This window comes from Streptomyces callyspongiae (assembly GCF_047200695.1).
In the GTDB taxonomy this organism is placed as follows: Bacteria; Actinomycetota; Actinomycetes; order Streptomycetales; family Streptomycetaceae; genus Streptomyces.
This window is the reverse complement of the sequence record NZ_JBJZOM010000006.1, coordinates 145,833-160,889: the sequence shown is the minus strand read 5'-3', so window position 1 is coordinate 160,889 and position 15,057 is coordinate 145,833. Positions and strand designations below refer to the sequence as shown.

The 15,057-nt window shown below is 73.0% G+C and carries 15 protein-coding genes; 10 read left to right on the top strand and 5 right to left on the bottom strand.

The features are described 5' to 3' along the window. Positions 1-250: 250 nt before the first annotated feature. From sigE to ACL06G_RS07680, 5 genes are all read left to right on the top strand, one after another. Complete coding sequence (sigE, locus tag ACL06G_RS07700) at positions 251-1,009, top strand: RNA polymerase sigma factor SigE (RefSeq protein ID WP_412784544.1); 759 nt, start codon at positions 251-253, stop codon at positions 1,007-1,009. Beyond that, a complete protein-coding gene (locus ACL06G_RS07695) occupies positions 996-1,901 on the top strand; it encodes a zf-HC2 domain-containing protein (protein WP_412784543.1) in 906 nt (301 codons plus the stop codon). Before sigE ends, ACL06G_RS07695 begins: the two co-directional genes overlap by 14 nt. A 143-nt stretch (positions 1,902-2,044) precedes the next feature. Continuing rightward, positions 2,045-3,496, top strand: coding sequence for a S1C family serine protease (locus ACL06G_RS07690; protein ID WP_412784542.1), 1,452 nt, complete (start codon positions 2,045-2,047; stop codon positions 3,494-3,496). Positions 3,497-3,628: 132 nt separating this feature from the next. Next, positions 3,629-4,105: a sec-independent translocase gene (locus tag ACL06G_RS07685; RefSeq protein WP_412784541.1), complete on the top strand. Its 477-nt coding sequence runs from the start codon at positions 3,629-3,631 to the stop codon at positions 4,103-4,105. 296 nt (positions 4,106-4,401) lie between these two features. After that, positions 4,402-5,085: a hypothetical protein gene (locus ACL06G_RS07680; RefSeq protein WP_412784540.1), complete on the top strand. Its 684-nt coding sequence runs from the start codon at positions 4,402-4,404 to the stop codon at positions 5,083-5,085. Positions 5,086-5,170: 85 nt separating this feature from the next. On the opposite strand, the gene ACL06G_RS07675 is transcribed toward ACL06G_RS07680, so the two are convergent. From ACL06G_RS07675 to ACL06G_RS07665, 3 genes are read right to left on the bottom strand one after another with little or no spacing between them, the layout of a single operon-like run. Then, positions 5,171-6,331 (bottom strand): Mrp/NBP35 family ATP-binding protein, encoded by a 1,161-nt coding sequence (locus ACL06G_RS07675; protein ID WP_412784539.1) that lies wholly within the window; start codon positions 6,329-6,331, stop codon positions 5,171-5,173. A gap of 45 nt (positions 6,332-6,376) precedes the next feature. Beyond that, positions 6,377-6,958, bottom strand: a complete 582-nt coding sequence (locus ACL06G_RS07670) for a DUF1003 domain-containing protein (RefSeq protein ID WP_412784538.1) — start codon at positions 6,956-6,958, stop codon at positions 6,377-6,379. Beyond that, on the bottom strand, positions 6,951-8,270 hold the full coding sequence (locus ACL06G_RS07665) for a magnesium transporter MgtE N-terminal domain-containing protein (RefSeq protein WP_412835621.1): 1,320 nt from the start codon (positions 8,268-8,270) through the stop codon (positions 6,951-6,953). Before ACL06G_RS07665 ends, ACL06G_RS07670 begins: the two co-directional genes overlap by 8 nt. Positions 8,271-8,458: 188 nt before the next feature. On the opposite strand from ACL06G_RS07665, the gene ACL06G_RS07660 reads away from it, so the two are divergent. Both ACL06G_RS07660 and ACL06G_RS07655 read left to right on the top strand, forming a co-directional pair. After that, the gene (locus ACL06G_RS07660; protein ID WP_412784536.1) at positions 8,459-9,229 is read left to right on the top strand and encodes a hypothetical protein; all 771 of its coding nucleotides are present in this window, start codon (positions 8,459-8,461) and stop codon (positions 9,227-9,229) included. Between the two features lie 299 nt (positions 9,230-9,528). Continuing rightward, on the top strand, positions 9,529-10,341 hold the full coding sequence (locus tag ACL06G_RS07655) for an ANTAR domain-containing protein (protein WP_412835620.1): 813 nt from the start codon (positions 9,529-9,531) through the stop codon (positions 10,339-10,341). A 9-nt stretch (positions 10,342-10,350) separates the two neighbouring features. Here ACL06G_RS07655 and ACL06G_RS07650 read toward each other — a convergent pair whose 3' ends face one another. Together ACL06G_RS07650 and ACL06G_RS07645 are read right to left on the bottom strand one after the other, a co-directional pair. Next, on the bottom strand, positions 10,351-10,944 hold the full coding sequence (locus ACL06G_RS07650; protein WP_412784534.1) for a hypothetical protein: 594 nt from the start codon (positions 10,942-10,944) through the stop codon (positions 10,351-10,353). Positions 10,945-10,953: 9 nt separating this feature from the next. After that, positions 10,954-12,078, bottom strand: coding sequence for a magnesium and cobalt transport protein CorA (locus ACL06G_RS07645; RefSeq protein WP_412784533.1), 1,125 nt, complete (start codon positions 12,076-12,078; stop codon positions 10,954-10,956). A gap of 479 nt (positions 12,079-12,557) precedes the next feature. Here ACL06G_RS07645 and ACL06G_RS07640 point away from each other — a divergent pair, with 479 nt between their 5' ends. The 3 genes from ACL06G_RS07640 to ACL06G_RS07630 all read left to right on the top strand — a co-directional run bounded on the left by ACL06G_RS07640 (position 12,558) and on the right by ACL06G_RS07630 (position 14,897). Then, a complete protein-coding gene (locus ACL06G_RS07640; protein ID WP_412784532.1) occupies positions 12,558-13,166 on the top strand; it encodes a suppressor of fused domain protein in 609 nt (202 codons plus the stop codon). Positions 13,167-13,309: 143 nt separating this feature from the next. Then, entirely contained in the window at positions 13,310-13,972 is a 663-nt protein-coding gene (locus ACL06G_RS07635) for a DUF6758 family protein (RefSeq protein ID WP_412784531.1), read from the top strand. A 79-nt stretch (positions 13,973-14,051) separates the two neighbouring features. Then, positions 14,052-14,897, top strand: coding sequence for a PHP domain-containing protein (locus tag ACL06G_RS07630; RefSeq protein ID WP_412784530.1), 846 nt, complete (start codon positions 14,052-14,054; stop codon positions 14,895-14,897). The last annotated feature ends 160 nt before the right edge of the window (positions 14,898-15,057 follow it).

The window sequence follows — 15,057 nt, the reverse complement described above, 5'->3', positions numbered from 1 at the left end:
GTCTGCCGGTTGCCGGTAATGGCCCTCTCCCTGTCCCCGTGGACGACGCAAACGTGACTGTATCCGTTGCCCCGGGAACCCGCTGATGGGACCGGGCGTTGGGGAAGGAGGACCGAAGCAGCGAGCAGAGGACCGAAAGCCGGTCAATTCTGCTTATCCGGAGCTAACGGGTGAGGTGGCTATGGTTGGCACTCCACTGGACACCACCAGAGCCGACAGGGGAGGTGCGGCTGCGGCCGGGAGCCGCGGAGTGCTCAGGCGCCTCCGTCGGTCTGCGGGCGAGCCGAAATCCGTGACCGACACAGCTGACCGCGTCCACACCGCCGACTCCGCCGAGACCGTCACCTTCGACACCGACGCGGGCGCGCCGGCCTGGACGCCTCCTTCCTGGGAGGAGATCGTCAGCACGCACAGCGCACGGGTGTACCGCCTCGCCTACCGTCTGACCGGCAACCAGCACGACGCCGAGGACCTCACGCAGGAGGTCTTCGTGCGGGTCTTCCGCTCGCTGTCGACCTACACCCCGGGCACCTTCGAGGGCTGGCTCCACCGGATCACCACGAACCTGTTCCTGGACACCGTGCGGCGCAAGCAGCGCATCCGCTTCGACGCCCTGGCGGACGACGCCGCCGAGCGCCTGCCCAGCCGGGAACCCACCCCGCAGCAGCACTTCAACGACACGCACTTCGATGCGGACGTGCAGCAGGCGCTCGACACCCTCGCGCCGGAGTTCCGCGCCGCGGTGGTGCTGTGCGACATCGAGGGCCTCTCCTACGAGGAGATCGCCGCCACCCTCGGCGTGAAGCTGGGCACGGTGCGGAGCCGTATCCACCGCGGCCGCTCCCACCTGCGGAAGGCCCTGAAGCACCGGCAGCCGGTGGGTGCGGGGCGCCGGGGCGGTGCGGAGGCCGTGATCCCGGCGCAGGAGGAGCAGGACGCCGCGCGTCCGGCCGTGGCCGCCGTGGCGGGTGGTACGACTCAGGAGGTCGGTCGCGGTGAATTCCGATGACAACCGTTCCACTCCGGTCGAACAGCACCTGGGCGACCGCCTCGCTGCGCTGATCGACGGCGAACTGGGCCACGACGCGCGCGAGCGTGTGCTGGCCCACCTCGCGACGTGCTGGAACTGCAAGGCCGAGGCCGACGCGCAGCGCAGGGTGAAGAGCGTCTTCGCCGACACCGCTCCGCCCGCCCCGTCGGACGGTCTGCTGGCGCGTCTGCAGGGGCTTCCCGCCGGCGGTGACGCCCTCCCCGGCGGCCGTCCGCCGCTCGTGCCGCCCGGCGCCGGGGCGCGGCCCCTGCCGTCCGACGCGCTCGGCGGCGGCCGCCTGCCGCTGCAGCTCGTCCCCCTCGCCGGTGGGGACGGACCGAGCCTTCTCACCCCGGGCCGCGGGGTGCGTTCCCACCGCGCCGACGACCTCGAGCGGTCGTCCTCCCGCAGCCGCCGCTTCGCCTTCGCCGCAGCGGGCGCCTTCTCCCTGGCCGCACTCGCGTTGACCGGCACGGTGGGTGCCGGTTCCGCCGGCGGCGGGGCACCGGTCGCGGCGGGGGAGCGTGGTGGTGCCGCGGCGGGGCAGGCGCGTCCGGCCGCCACGGCCATGGCGGCGAGTGAGCGGGAGTCCCGTCGCCGCTCCGGTTTCACGGAGGAGCGGCGCTCCGGTCGCGGCACCGCTCCGGCTCCGGCGTCGACGGTCTCTCTGAGGCAGCAACCGATCGGCCTGGTCGCAGCCGCCCGTGCACCGTCGCCGCTCGCCGCGTTCTCGGTCGTCGCACCGCCCCCGCTGCGGCCGCCGAGAGTGCTGCCCCCGGCCCTTCCCGGCGGTGCCGGCCGCACGCCGGCAGCAAGTGCCGCCCCCGCGCCGCCGCCCTCGGGGCTGCCGATGGCCGGCGCACGTCCCTGACGGAAGCTCTCCGACTGCCCGCCGCCCCGGCGGGCAGTCCGCTGCCCGGATCGCCCGAATCGCCCCGCCGCCGCCCCGACCCTGGTTGAATCGCCGTCGACGCGCGGGGCGGACGACCGCGTGGGGCGAGCGATGGGGAGCGCATGAACGAGGGGAAACCGGCCCGATCCGAGCCGGCGGGGGTGCGGGGCGCCGCGGCGGAGCCCGAGCGGGCGGATGCGACGGAGCCGGCGCATCGGGCGGACCCGTACCGCACGCCGCCGTACGGCGGCCCCGGCCCCTGGGCGCCCGCCCCGCCGGTCGGTGCGCACGCTCCCGGGGTCGGTACTCCGCCCCTCGGTACGCCGATGCCCGGAGCCTCGCTCCCCACGCCCGCACCACTGCCGGTGCTCCGTGCGCTGCCGGCCGTGCCGCCGGCTCCGGCTGCCGGGCGCTACGACCCGTGGGCCGCGCGCCCCGCTCCGGCTCCGTCCGGCTCCGCAGCGGCCGCACGCCGCCGCGCGGCGGCGGTGGCCGTCGTGCTGCTCGTGGCTCTGGTGGCGGGGTTCGCCGGGGGCGCCGTCGGGGTGTACGCGGAACGTCACGGGACCTTCAGCACCGTGACGCTTCCGGCCCCGCCCGCCGGACAGGGCGGGCCACGGTCCGCGGGCGGCGTCGCCGCGGTCGCCCGTGCCGTCCTCCCCGGGGTGGTGACACTGCACGTCAGCGGCAGCGGCGGGCAGAGTATCGGCACCGGTTTCGTGCTGGACGAGCGCGGCCACATCCTCACCAACCAGCACGTGATCGCACCGGCCGGGGACGCCGGTGAGGTGCAGGCGGTGTTCCGGGGCGGCAGGACGGTCGAGGCACACCTGGTCGGTGGGGACAGCGGCTACGACCTGGCGGTGCTCAGGGTGCAGGGAGTCTCGGGACTGCGGCCCCTGGTACTGGGCGATTCCGACGCGGTGCGGGTCGGCGACCCGGTCATCGCGTTCGGCGCGCCGTACGATCTCGCGGGAACCGTCACCACCGGCATCGTCAGCGCGAAGAACCGCCCCGTGGTGACGGGCGGCGCGCAGGGCGACGCAGCCTACGTGGACGCGCTGCAGACCGACGCCTCGGTGAACCCGGGGAACTCCGGCGGTCCGCTGGTCGACGCGGCCGGCAGGGTCATCGGTGTCAACAGTGCCCTGCGGTCCGGGGACGGCGATCCGTTCGGGTTCCCCGACGATTCGGGAGGCGGCAGCGTGGGACTGGGGTTCGCCATCCCTGCCGACCAGGCACGGCGCGTCGCCGAGGAGTTGATCAACGACGGCAGGGCGGTCCATCCGGTGATCGGTGCCCGGCTCGACCCCTCGTACGAGGGGCAGGGCGCCCGGGTGTCCACCGAAGCGCCCCCGGACGAGGCGGTCGTGCCCGGCGGGCCCGCGCACGAGGCAGGCATCCGCCCCGGTGATGTCGTCACGGCGATGGACGGTGTGCGGGTGGAGGGTGCCGAGGCGCTGATCGTCCGCATCCGCAGTCACCGTCCCGGCGACCGCGTCACGTTCAGGGTGGAGCGCGGGGGCGACGCGCGGCGCGTGAGACTGGTGCTGGCGTCCTCCGACGGCGGATGACGCCGGCGCCTACCGGCGGCGTCCTCGGCGGGGCTCTGCTGCGGTACCGTGACCGTCGGGACGGCCGGACCGCCGTACGGCGGTCCGGGCCCGCACACGCCGGATCGTGGACGACTGCTGAGGGAGTGGACGGTGTTCTTCGACATAGGACCCCTCGAGCTGGTCGCGCTCGTCGTCCTCGCGATCTTCGTCTTCGGCCCGGAGAAGCTGCCCAAGCTGATCCAGGACACCTCGCGGTTCATCCGCAAGGTCAGGGAGTTCTCCGACAGCGCCCGCGACGACATCCGTACCGAGCTGGGGCCGGAGTTCAAGGACTTCGAGTTCCAGGACCTCAACCCGAAGACCTTCGCCCGCAAGCATCTCCTCGAGAACGACGAGTTGGGCATCAAGGAGATCCGCAACGGCTTCGACCTGCGCAAGGACCTCGCCGAGGTCACGGACGCCGTCAACGGCCGTGAGGACGTCCCCGGCACGGCTCCCGTGAACGGCACGGCCGCCGGCGCCTCGGAGCCGGCGGGCGGGAGCACCGGCAAGGTCCGCATGGAGAAGGACGCGGCAGCCGCCAAGGACCTCCCGGTCGCACCGCCCTACGACGCGGACGCGACCTGACGCCGCTCGGCGCCGTGGCGCGCCGTCCGAGAGGTCCGGGGACCGGTCGCCGCCGCTCCCACCGGAGCACACTTCCCTCGCTCCTGGCACTCCTGCCTCGTGCGAACACATGTGTTTCGGCCCCCTCTGCGTTCTTCGGACGACATATGCCCTTCGGCGCGCGAGGCAGTCGGGGGGCGCGTAACGTCAGGCATGCCCGACACGGCCGGTCCGGGTGGCTATCCTCCCTGTATCCGCGATCGGCGCCCAGGGGAGGGCCGGGCGACCGAGGAAGGCTGTGAGGAGGCGTCGCACAGATGGAGACGACGAGTCGGGTGGAACCGCAGGCAGTGTCCGGCGGTACGTCGGCCGACGAAGAGGTGCTCGCCGTCCGCGACGCGCCTCCGCGGGCCGTCGACGGGTATTTGAGGGCCGATTTCCCGTGGTACGGCCTGGACGAGGCGTTCACCGGGCCCCGCTGGCTCATGCAGGTCGGGGCGGCGGCGGACGGAACCGTCGAGCACGGGTCCACCGGCCACGGCGAGACACCCTCGTGGAAGGGGGACGCCGGTCCGGAGAGCAGACGCTTCGCCGTCGTGGTGTCTGTCGCCGGCCGGCCGGTGCGGCACAGCGGTGACGGTACGGGCGTGCTGGAGGCGACCTCGGTGTCGACGGCCGCATGGTTGGCGGGCTCCGGCCTCCTGTCATGCACCTGGCCGATCGGCATGGAGCGGTCACTCCGGCAGGACTGGCTGGACCAGCAGACCGCCCTCGCCTGGGAACTCGCCGACGACCTGCGCGGCCCCGGCTGGTCGACGCTGACGCTGCCGGTGGACGGTGCGCCGTCCGAGTTCCACTACCGCGAGTCCGAGTACGGCTGGGTGCTCGCCGGACCGGCGCAGGAAGGCGTCCACATCGGTGCCTACGGCCGCGGCATGAGCGCGTACGGGCTCGGGTTCTCCGTGGTCGGAGACATCACCCGCTACGCCGCCCGGGACTGAGCGGGACCGAACGCGCCGCGGTGGCGGGGTGCAGAACCTCCTGCACCCCGCCACCGCGGCGTTCGGCCGCCGGCTCCCGGCGCCGTCAGAACTTGTTGCTCGGCGTCAGTCCCAGGGACATCCCCGACAGCCCGCGCTCGCGGCCGCCGATCTTGCCCGCGACCGAACGGATCGCGGCACCCGCGGGCGAGTCGGGATCGGTCAGCACGACCGGCCTCCCGTCGTCCCCGCCCTCGCGGAGCCGGACGTCGATCGGGACCGAGCCGAGCACCGGCACGTGCGCCCCCGTGGTCCGGGTGAGCCCCTCGGCGACGCGCTGACCGCCGCCGGTGCCGAACACGTCGACCATCTCGTCGCAGTGCGGGCAGGGCAGGCCCGACATGTTCTCGATGACCCCGACGATCTTCTGGTGCGTCTGCACCGCGATCGAGCCGGCCCGCTCCGCCACCTCGGCCGCCGCCTGCTGCGGGGTGGTGACCACGAGGATCTCCGCGTTCGGGATCAGCTGCGCCACCGAGATGGCGATGTCACCCGTGCCGGGCGGCAGGTCGAGCAGCAGCACGTCCAGATCGCCCCAGTAGACGTCCGCCAGGAACTGCTGAAGCGCACGGTGCAGCATGGGACCCCGCCACACCACCGGCGCATTGCCCGGCGTGAACATGCCGATCGAGATGACCTTCACGCCGTGCGCCGACGGCGGCATGATCATGTCCTCGACCTGTGTCGGCCGGGCCTCGTCCGTGCCCAGCATCCGCGGCACCGAGTGGCCGTAGATGTCGGCGTCGACCACGCCGACCTTCAAGCCGTCCGCAGCCATCGCGGCAGCGAGGTTGACCGTCACCGAGGACTTGCCGACGCCGCCCTTGCCGGACGCCACGCAGTACACCCGGGTCAGCGAGCCCGGCTGGGCGAACGGCACCTCGCGCTCGGCCTTGCCGCCGCGCAGCGAGTCCCGGAGCTCACGCCGCTGCTCGTCGCTCATGACGTCCAGCTCGACGCTCACGTCCGTCACGCCCGGAACCCGCTGCACGGCCTCGGTGACGTTCGAGGTGATCGTTTCGCGGAGCGGGCAGCCCGACACCGTCAGGTAGATGCCGACCGCGACCGAGCCCTCCGGCGCGATGTCGACGGATTTGACCATGCCCAGGTCGGTGATCGGCCGGTGGATCTCCGGGTCGTTCACCGTTGCCAGAGCGGCGCGCACCGCGTCCTCGGTGGGAGTGGTCTCGTACGGTTCGGTAGCCATGCAGAAATGGTAAGGGCCCGCGGAGCCGGTGCCGAAAGGGTGTGGTCAGCGGTCCTGGTCACGCCGGCCCCGGGCGGCGGACGCCTCCCGCTCCGGCGAGTCCGCCGGGCCCTGCCCGTAGTGGTGGTCCAGCTCCTTCGCCAACTCCTGCAGCTCCGAGCGGATCCAGTCGCGGGTGGCCACCTCGCCCAGCCCCATGCGCAGCGACGCCACCTCGCGCGTGAGGAATTCCGTGTCGGCGATGCTGCGCTCGTTCTGCTTGCGGTCCTGCTCCAGATTCACCCGGTCCCGGTCGTCCTGCCTGTTCTGCGCCAGCAGGATCAGCGGCGCCGCGTAGGAGGCCTGCAGCGACAGCGCCAGTGTCAGCAGGATGAACGGGTAGGGGTCGAAGCGCAGCGCCGGCGGTACGGACACGTTCCAGCCGATCCAGAGGATCACCACGGCCGTCATCCACACGATGAAGCGCCCGGTGCCCAGGAACCGGGCGATCTTCTCGGACAGCCGCCCGAAGGCGTCCGGGTCGTACTCCGGCAGCAGACTGCGCCGCGGCACCCGCGGCTGGTCGAGCCGAGCACGGCCCCCGGCCGTGCTCGCGGGGCGCGGCGCGCGCTCGTCCCGCTCAGTCATCGGACCCCTCGCGGATCCGCCCGGCGGCGGTCCCCGCCCCGCCACCTGCCAGGTCCGGCAGCGTACTCGCCGGGGACTCGCGCCAGTCGGAGGGCAGCAGGTGGTCCAGCACGTCGTCCACGGTGACCGCACCCAGCAGATGGCCCCCCTCGTCGACGACCGGTGCGGCCACGATGTTGTAGGTCGCCAGGTAGCTGGTGAGCGCGGAGAGGCCGGTGTCCGGGGGCAGCGGGCGCAGGTCCCGGTCGACGATCGAGCCCACCAGGGTGAACGGCGGGTCCCGCAGCAGGCGCTGGAAGTGCACCACGCCGAGGTACATCCCGGTCGGCGTCTCGTCCGGCGGCCTCACCACGTACACCTGGGCCGCGAGCGGAGCGGGCAGGTCGGCCTCGCGCACCCGCGCCAGCGCGTCCGCGACCGTCGCGTCCGGCCTCAGAATGATGGGTTCGCTGGTCATCATGCCGCCGGCGGTGTCCTCCTGATACGCCAGCAGCCGTCGTACCGGAGCAGCGTCCTGCGGCCGCATCAGGGTGAGGAGACGTTCCTTCTCGTCCTCGGGAAGCTCCGACAGCAGGTCGGCGGCGTCGTCCGGATCCATGGCCTCCAGTACGTCGGCGGCCCGCTCGTCCTTCAGCTTGCCCAGGATCTCGACCTGGTCGTCCTCCGGCAGCTCCTCCAGCACGTCCGCCAGCCGGTCGTCGTGCAGCGCCGCGGCGACCTCGGCACGCCGCTTGGACGACAGGTGGTGGAGCACGTTCGCCAGATCGGGCGCCCGCAACTGCTCGAACGTGGCGAGCAGGTTCGCCGCGCCCTGGTCCGTCTCCTCCAGGGCGAAACCGCTGACCGCCGACCACTCGACCGTCAACGTCTCCCCCCGCCGTCGCAGGGCGCCGGAACGCCCGCGCCCCCGACGCACGAAGACCTTGTCGATCTGCCAGTCCCTCCGGGCGGGAACCTGGGCCAGCCCCACGTCCAGCACGGTGACCTCCTCACCCGTTCCGACCAGGGTGACCCGGCGGTCGAGGAGCTCGCCGAGCACCAGGGTCTCGGTCGTCCGCTGCTCGAAGCGGCGCATGTTGAGCACGCCGGTGGTGATGACCTGACCCGACTCCACTCCCGTCACCCGGGTCATCGGCAGGAACACCCGGCGCCGGCTCACCACCTCCACGACCAGCCCGAGCACTCCGGGCGGATCCCCTCCCGGACGCAGCTGGGTGACGACGTCGCGGACGCGCCCCACGCGGTCGCCGTTCGGATCGAACACGGCGACGCCCGACAGGTGCGAGACGAAGACACGGGACGGACCGGCCATCCGACGCGCCTCCCTTCCCCCGGCCCTGCACCGTGTGACGACCGGGTGTTTCGCCCGCTTCACACTAGCGTGTCCGGCGTCACGGGCGCCGCACGAGGTGGTCCGTACGGTTGCCTCACCGTCCCGCCGGGCACCCCGATAGGCTGCGGCACTGCCCCAACTCTCCCGCCCTTCCGGAGGAAGCCGACGTGACGCGACGGGTCCGCAGTCGACGGAGCACCGTGCTTGCCGCGGCCATCTGCGTGGGACTGTCCACGTCCCTCACCGCGTGCGGAAGCGAGAACCCGGACAAGGGCACCAACCACGTCCAGGACCTTCCCGCAGCGAAGATCGAGAAGAAGGCGCGCGCGATGGTCGACGGAGCCGACTCGGTGCGGCTCTCCGGCACGCTGGTGACCAAGGGCCACACCTACCGCCTGGAAATGCGGCTCAAGGACGCCGGGGCCATCGGAGAGGTGGCGACCAAGGGCGGCGAGACCTTCTCGCTGCTGCGCGTGGAGAAGACTCTCTACATCAAGGCCGGGTCCGACTTCTGGATCGCCCAGGAGTCCGGTGACAAGAAGGAACCGTCCAAGGCGGACCTCTCGGCCGCGCAGAAACTCGAGGGCAAGTACGTCAAGGTGCCCAGCGGCGACCCGGCCTACGACCGGCTCAACGGGTTCACTCAGATGGACGTGCTGCTCGACGGGATGCTCGTGCTCAGCGGCGAGCGGACCAAGGGCGGGCGCGAGGAGGTCGGGGGGACGCGCACCGTCAAGGTGCTCGCCTCCGGGGGGAAGGGCGGCTCCATAGACGTGTCGCTCGAGGGAGAGCCGTTCCCGTTGCGCCTGGAACGGGCGGGAGGCGCCGGAACCGTCCAACTGGACGAGTGGAACGAGGGCTTCGCCGTCCACGCTCCCAAGGACGACGACATCGTCGACTACGGCAAGGAAATCGCCGACGACTCCGACGACGCCTGAGAGCGTCCGGGGCCCGGCCCGCCGGAGTGCGGGCGTCCGCGGCCGCCGCTATCGTGCGAAGCGGCTGGACGGAGGTGCGACGGTGCCGCTCGACGCCGGAACTCCCGTAGCGGGACCACGGGACGGCGCGGTGCGGGCACCGGGCAGTCGGACGGACACCCGCGGTGTGGAAAAATGACGTCCTCACGTGCTTGAGACCTGCAGGCACATCCGCGGGACGGTGGTATCCGCCCCTGGGTGTGCTCTGCTGCCCTCCCGCGACCGTCGTGTCCGCACCAGGCCGGGAGGAGCCTCTCACGATGACGCGGTCCCTACGAGGAACGGGCGAGCCCCGGAGTACCGCCGGACCGGCGGCGGGGCACTCCGACGGGGACGTCGTGCTGGGACCCGCCGCGGCGTTCGCCGCAGTGACCGCACCCTCCGTCGTCCTCGACCGCCACCTGATCGTTCGCGGTGCGAACCCGGCTTGCCTCGCTGCCGTCGGCCGGACGTGGGAAGACCTCGCGGGACAGCACCTGTTCACTGCCTTCCCGAGCAACCCGGACGCCCCCGACGGGGGCGCCGCCCTCGAAGCCTGCCTGCGGCACGTCCTCTCCGGCAGCGGAGTGGAGCGCCTCCCCCTGCTGCGCTACGACCTCGCACTGCCCCGGGCCCCGGGCCGTTTCGCCGAGCGGTACTGGAGCGTGGTCGGCAGCCCGATGCCGTGCGGCGGGGACGAGCCCGCCGGGGTGCTGCTGCAGGCGCAGGACGTCACGGCGGTCCACCACCACCTGGCAGGCGTGCTGGAGGCGTTGCGGGATCCGGACGAGGAGTCCGCGGACGACGACGCTCCGGTCGGGACCGCCCCGGCCGCCGGTGTGTCGGCGCTGCTGGACGGGGCGCACCGCATGCAGCAGGTGCAGCAGGAGAACGCCCAGCTGCGCCGGGCACTCGAGTCCCGGGCGGCGATCGACCAGGCCATCGGCATAGCGCTCGCGGAGCACACCGGGACCCCCGAGGAGGCCTTCCGTCGCCTGGTCACCCTCTCGCAGGAGTCCAACGTGAAGCTGCGCGACGTGGCTCGCGCGCTCGTGGCCCGCGCTGCCGGGCCGGACCGGCCGCTACTGCCCTGAGCCGGGCGGCTACCTGCTGCTGCGCCGCCGGCGCAGCAGCAGTTTCGGCAGGCCGGCGGGTGCCCTGCGCCGGGTCGTCGCCGGGGTGGGGAGCGGGGCGGCCGTGTGCGCGGCGTCCGGCATGCGGCCGGGCCGCTGCGAGCACGCCCCGGCCGGCTCCAGACGCAGCACCCGGCACTCGCGGGCCCACCGCTCGGCAACCGCGTCCGCGTCCGGGGCGTTGAGCCGCTTGGGCCGCAGCCGCGCGACGGTCTCGGACCACTCCGGCGACCCGGGCGCCGGCTCCACGACCCGGGCGGGCCAGGAGATCAGGCGGCCGCCCTTGTCCTTGCTGCGGGCGGTGACCGTGGCGGTGCCGCCGTCCGTCAGGCCGAGACCGGCCAGCGGCTGTTCCGTGCGGCCCGGGTCACGGTCCGGTCCGGGTGCGTCCGAGCTCCGGCCGACCAGGCAGACCGCCCCTTCGTGCCACACGTGCCACAGCGGCCGTGCCGGTCCTTCGGGTCCGCGCACCCACAGCAGGGCGGACTTCTTGGCGGTCTCCTCGATCAGGGCGCGGTCCAGGTCCTCGGTCCCCGCGGAGGCGTCGTCGGCGGCTGCGCTCATGACGGCAGGCTACAACCAGCCGTTGCGCCGGAAGCCGCGGTGGATGACGGCGCAGAGGCCGACCGTCGCCAGCAGCACGGTCGGGTACGCGTACCGCCAGTGCAGTTCCGGCATGTACTCGAAGTTCATGCCGTAGATGCCGGCGATCATGGTGGGGACGGCGAAGATCGCCGCCCACGAGGTGATCTTCCGCATGTCCTCGTTCTGGGCGACGGTGGCCTGGGCCAGGTTGGCCTGGAGGATCGAGTTCAGGAGGTCGTCGAAGCCCAGCACCTGCTCGTTCACGCGGGCCACGTGGTCGGCGACGTCCCGGAAATACTTCTGCACCTCCGGGTCGACCAGGCGCATGGGGCGTTCGCCGAGCTGCTGCATCGGCCGCAGCAGGGGCGACACGGCACGCTTGAACTCCAGTACCTCGCGCTTCAGTTGGTAGATGCGCCCGGCGTCGCCGCCGCGGCTCCTGCCGGTGCCGGAGGAGTGGGCCGTCGTCTCGGAGAACACCGCGATCTCCACCTCGTCGATGTCGTCCTGGACGGCGTCCGCGACCGCGAGGTAGCCGTCCACGGTCTGGTCGGCGATGGCGTGCAGGACCGATGAGGGTCCCTTGGCGAGGAGTTCGGGGTCCTCCTGCATGCGGTGGCGCAGTGCCCGGAGCGAACCCTGGCCGCCGTGCCGGACGGTGATGATGTAGTCCTGCCCGGTGAAGCACATGACCTCGCCGGTCTCCACCACCTGGCTGCTCGCGGTGAGTTCGGCGTGCTCGACGTAGTGGATGGTCTTGAACACCGTGAACAGCGAGTCGTCGTACCGCTCCAACTTCGGCCGCTGGTGCGCGTGCACGGCGTCCTCCACCGCCAGCGGGTGGAGTCCGTAGTCCCCCGCGATGCCGGAGAACTCCTCCTCGGTCGGCTCGTGCAGGCCGATCCACACGAAGTCCCCGGGCTCGCCGCGGCGGACGGTGCGCAGCGCCTCGGCCGGTTCGACGCGGGTCGTGATGCGGTGGCCCTCGCGGTAGACGGCGCAGTCGACGACGGCGGTGCGGGCGGCACGCGGGCCGTCGTAGGCGTTGCTGGCGGCGTCGCCCTGCTTGAGGGAGGGGCGGACGGCTGCGCGCAGGTCGCGGATCATGGACATGCTGGGCTCCTCAGGGGTGCCGTGCCGTCCGGCGTGCGCAACGCCACCCGGAATGGGGACCTACGTGGTCCGGCACTGCGGTGGGCCGGAGAGGGAGGTCCGCAAAGCGGGTACCGCGCGGGGCCGTACGGCGTGCGCTGACGGTCGAGGGTCGAGAGGGGCGTGCACACGCTCCTCCGCCGTGCGGACCGACGACCTGCAGGGCTCCGGGAAGGTTTCACCGCGGTGCGGTGGGGGAGGAGGCCTCAGGCGCGGGAACGCGGGTGCCGGGCGGAAGAGCGGTTGGTACTGCACGGTCGACTCGGATCCATGACGTCCCACCTCCTCCGGCCGGTCCCCCGTGGGGGATGTTGGAAACATGCCGTGACCAGCGCCCCACGGTAGCACTCCGCACCAGGCGTTCCCGACCGTCCCGGCCGAAAGGAGCCCGTGCCGGGCGGTTGCGTTCCGGGCTCCTCGCCGCGCCTATGCTCGCGCGCATGGTGGACGTTCTTCAACTCGTCGAGGCCCGGCTCCGATCTGCGTTGGGCGAGCCCGATGCGCGGGCGTCGGTGACCTTCCTGGGCGCCGAGCGCATCGAGGTGCTGCGCTTCCGTGACACCGAGGGCGGCCGCGCGGTGGTGCGGTACGCCACGCTGGGGATGTCCGCCACCCCGATGACGGATCCGACGGCCGCCGTCGCCGACCCCGAGCGCGGTCCCCGCGCGGAGCTGCTGCTGTCGCTGAGGGCCGTCGCACCCGGCACGGCCGACACGGACAAGGTCCTGCGGCCGTTGGCGGTGCTGGCCGCCTCTCCGCAGGTGGAGGGCGTCGTGGTGGCGCCCGGAGCCTCGCTGGACGTGGGGGGTCCCCTGTGGCCCGGGGCTCCGTTCACCTCGGTGCTGGTGGCCGAGGGCGGGGGGCTGGTCGAGGACCTGGACGTCGACCCTCCCCGCGATCCCGTGCGCTTCCTGCCGCTGCTGCCCATGACGCCGAACGAGGCGGCCTGGAAGCGCGTACGGGGCGCCGCGGCGCTCGAGGAGAGGTGGCTGGCGCACGGCACGGATCTCCGCGACCCGCTGCGGTCTGCGGTTCCGCTGGAGGGGTGAGGCGCCCTCCCGGCTATCGGCAGGACGGTCCGGCGGGGCGGTCGGGACCGTCTGCGGAACGAGACAGTTGTGGAGTACATGCATGTTCACGGCCGGGTGACCGTTCTTGACGGCGGCCCTGCGGGGGAGGACCGTGGTGCTCCATGAGGGGCGAACCCAGTTGCCCGAAATGCGGTGGCCGGGTCCGGGCGCCCGGTCTCTTCGCGGACACCTGGCAGTGCGACCTGCACGGCAGCGTGTATCCGCTGCAGCCGGTGGTGCCGCCCAGCGTCGACGCCCTCAACGTGGTCGTCGGCCGGGCCCGGGTCCCGGTGTGGATGCCGTGGCCGCTGCCGGTCGGATGGCTCTTCACCGGCGCTGCCGGCGCGGGGGACGACCGCAGCGGTGACCGCGCGACCGTCGTGGCCTGCTCCGGCCCCGGCCCACTCGGCGGGCCCGGCGAGCTGCTCCTGGTGGCGGAGGAACTCGGCGTCGGGCTGGGAGCCCGCTACGCCGGCGTCGAAGGCCCCGACCCCGCGCCGTACCTCCACGTGGAGAAGCCGCCGGACGGCAAGGTCCTGGCGGCCGGCCGCCCCACCCCGCTGTGGCTCCTGCACGGCGCCCCCTCGGACCGTGCCGTCTTCGCGGGCGAGGCGTGCGGGATGTGGCTGTGGGCGATCGTCTGGCCGGAGCAGTCCGGGTTCCTGCTCTACGACGAACTCGTCCTCGCCGACCTCCGGGAGGCCGGGGCCGAGGTGGACCTGCTGCCGGTCGGCGCCCTGTCGCCGCGGCTCCTGCATACCCACGAGCTCCCCGAGCAACGCTGACCCCGGCCGGGGCCAGGATCCGCTGCCGGTAGAGTGGTGCCGCCAGCAGCCCGCCCGAACCGTAGTTGGAGCACGCCCCGTGCGCATCGACCTGCACACCCACTCTGCCGCGTCGGACGGTACCGACACGCCCGCCGAGCTGGTGCGCAACGCCGCTGCGGCCGGGCTGGACGCGGTGGCCCTCACCGACCACGACACCGTCGCCGGGCACGACGAGGCACTCGCGGCGCTCCCGTCCGGTCTGACCCTGGTCACCGGCATCGAGCTGTCCTGCCGGCTCGACGGCATCCCGCTGCACATGCTCGGCTACCTCTTCGACCCGGAGGAACCGGAGCTGGCGCGCGAGCGCGAGCTGGTACGGGACGACCGGGTGCCCCGGGCGAAGGCGATGGTCGGGAAGCTGCGCGACCTCGGGGTGCCGGTCACCTGGGAGCGCGTCGCCGAGATCGCGGGCGACGGCGCCGTCGGCAGGCCGCACATCGCCAGCGCCATGGTCGAACTCGGCGTCGTCGAAACCGTCACCGACGCGTTCACCTCCGACTGGATCGCCAACGACGGGCGCGCCTACGTCGACAAGCACGAGCTCAACCCGTTCGATGCCGTCCGGCTGATCAAGAGCGCCGGGGGAGTCGCGGTCTTCGCCCATCCCCTCGCGGTGAAGCGCGGCGAATGCCTCCCCGAGTCCGCCATCGGCGAGCTGGCCCGGGCGGGACTCGACGGCCTGGAGGCGGACCACATGGACCACGACCTGGCCACCCGCACCCGCCTGCACGGCATGGCCGCCGAGCTCGGACTCTTCGCCACCGGGTCGAGCGACTACCACGGCAGCCGCAAGACCTGCGTGCTCGGTGAGCACACCACCCACCCGGACGCGTACGCACAGATCGTCGAACGCGCCACGGGCGCCAAGCCCGTCACCGGCTGACCCGGGCCCCACGCCGCTTTTCCTTCCCGGTTCCTGCCCCGGCTCCCGCCCGGCGCACCCGTGCGGGGTCCGGTATGCGGTCCGCCGTCGTCCGCCCGGCCCCGACCGGCTACGGTGCCGGTGCCGTGCGCCGCCCGCGGTCGCCCCCGTCCGGACGTTC

Coding starts and splice junctions, on each gene's coding strand:
- ACL06G_RS07640 (WP_412784532.1), top strand. CDS start 12,558: ATGGTGGACGTTCTTCAACTCGTCGAGGCCCGGCTCCGATCTGCGTTG.
- ACL06G_RS07645 (WP_412784533.1), bottom strand. CDS start 12,078: ATGTCCATGATCCGCGACCTGCGCGCAGCCGTCCGCCCCTCCCTCAAG.
- ACL06G_RS07675 (WP_412784539.1), bottom strand. CDS start 6,331: ATGGCTACCGAACCGTACGAGACCACTCCCACCGAGGACGCGGTGCGC.
- ACL06G_RS07690 (WP_412784542.1), top strand. CDS start 2,045: ATGAACGAGGGGAAACCGGCCCGATCCGAGCCGGCGGGGGTGCGGGGC.
- ACL06G_RS07665 (WP_412835621.1), bottom strand. CDS start 8,270: ATGGCCGGTCCGTCCCGTGTCTTCGTCTCGCACCTGTCGGGCGTCGCC.
- ACL06G_RS07670 (WP_412784538.1), bottom strand. CDS start 6,958: ATGACTGAGCGGGACGAGCGCGCGCCGCGCCCCGCGAGCACGGCCGGG.
- ACL06G_RS07635 (WP_412784531.1), top strand. CDS start 13,310: ATGAGGGGCGAACCCAGTTGCCCGAAATGCGGTGGCCGGGTCCGGGCG.
- ACL06G_RS07650 (WP_412784534.1), bottom strand. CDS start 10,944: ATGAGCGCAGCCGCCGACGACGCCTCCGCGGGGACCGAGGACCTGGAC.
- ACL06G_RS07655 (WP_412835620.1), top strand. CDS start 9,529: ATGACGCGGTCCCTACGAGGAACGGGCGAGCCCCGGAGTACCGCCGGA.
- ACL06G_RS07680 (WP_412784540.1), top strand. CDS start 4,402: ATGGAGACGACGAGTCGGGTGGAACCGCAGGCAGTGTCCGGCGGTACG.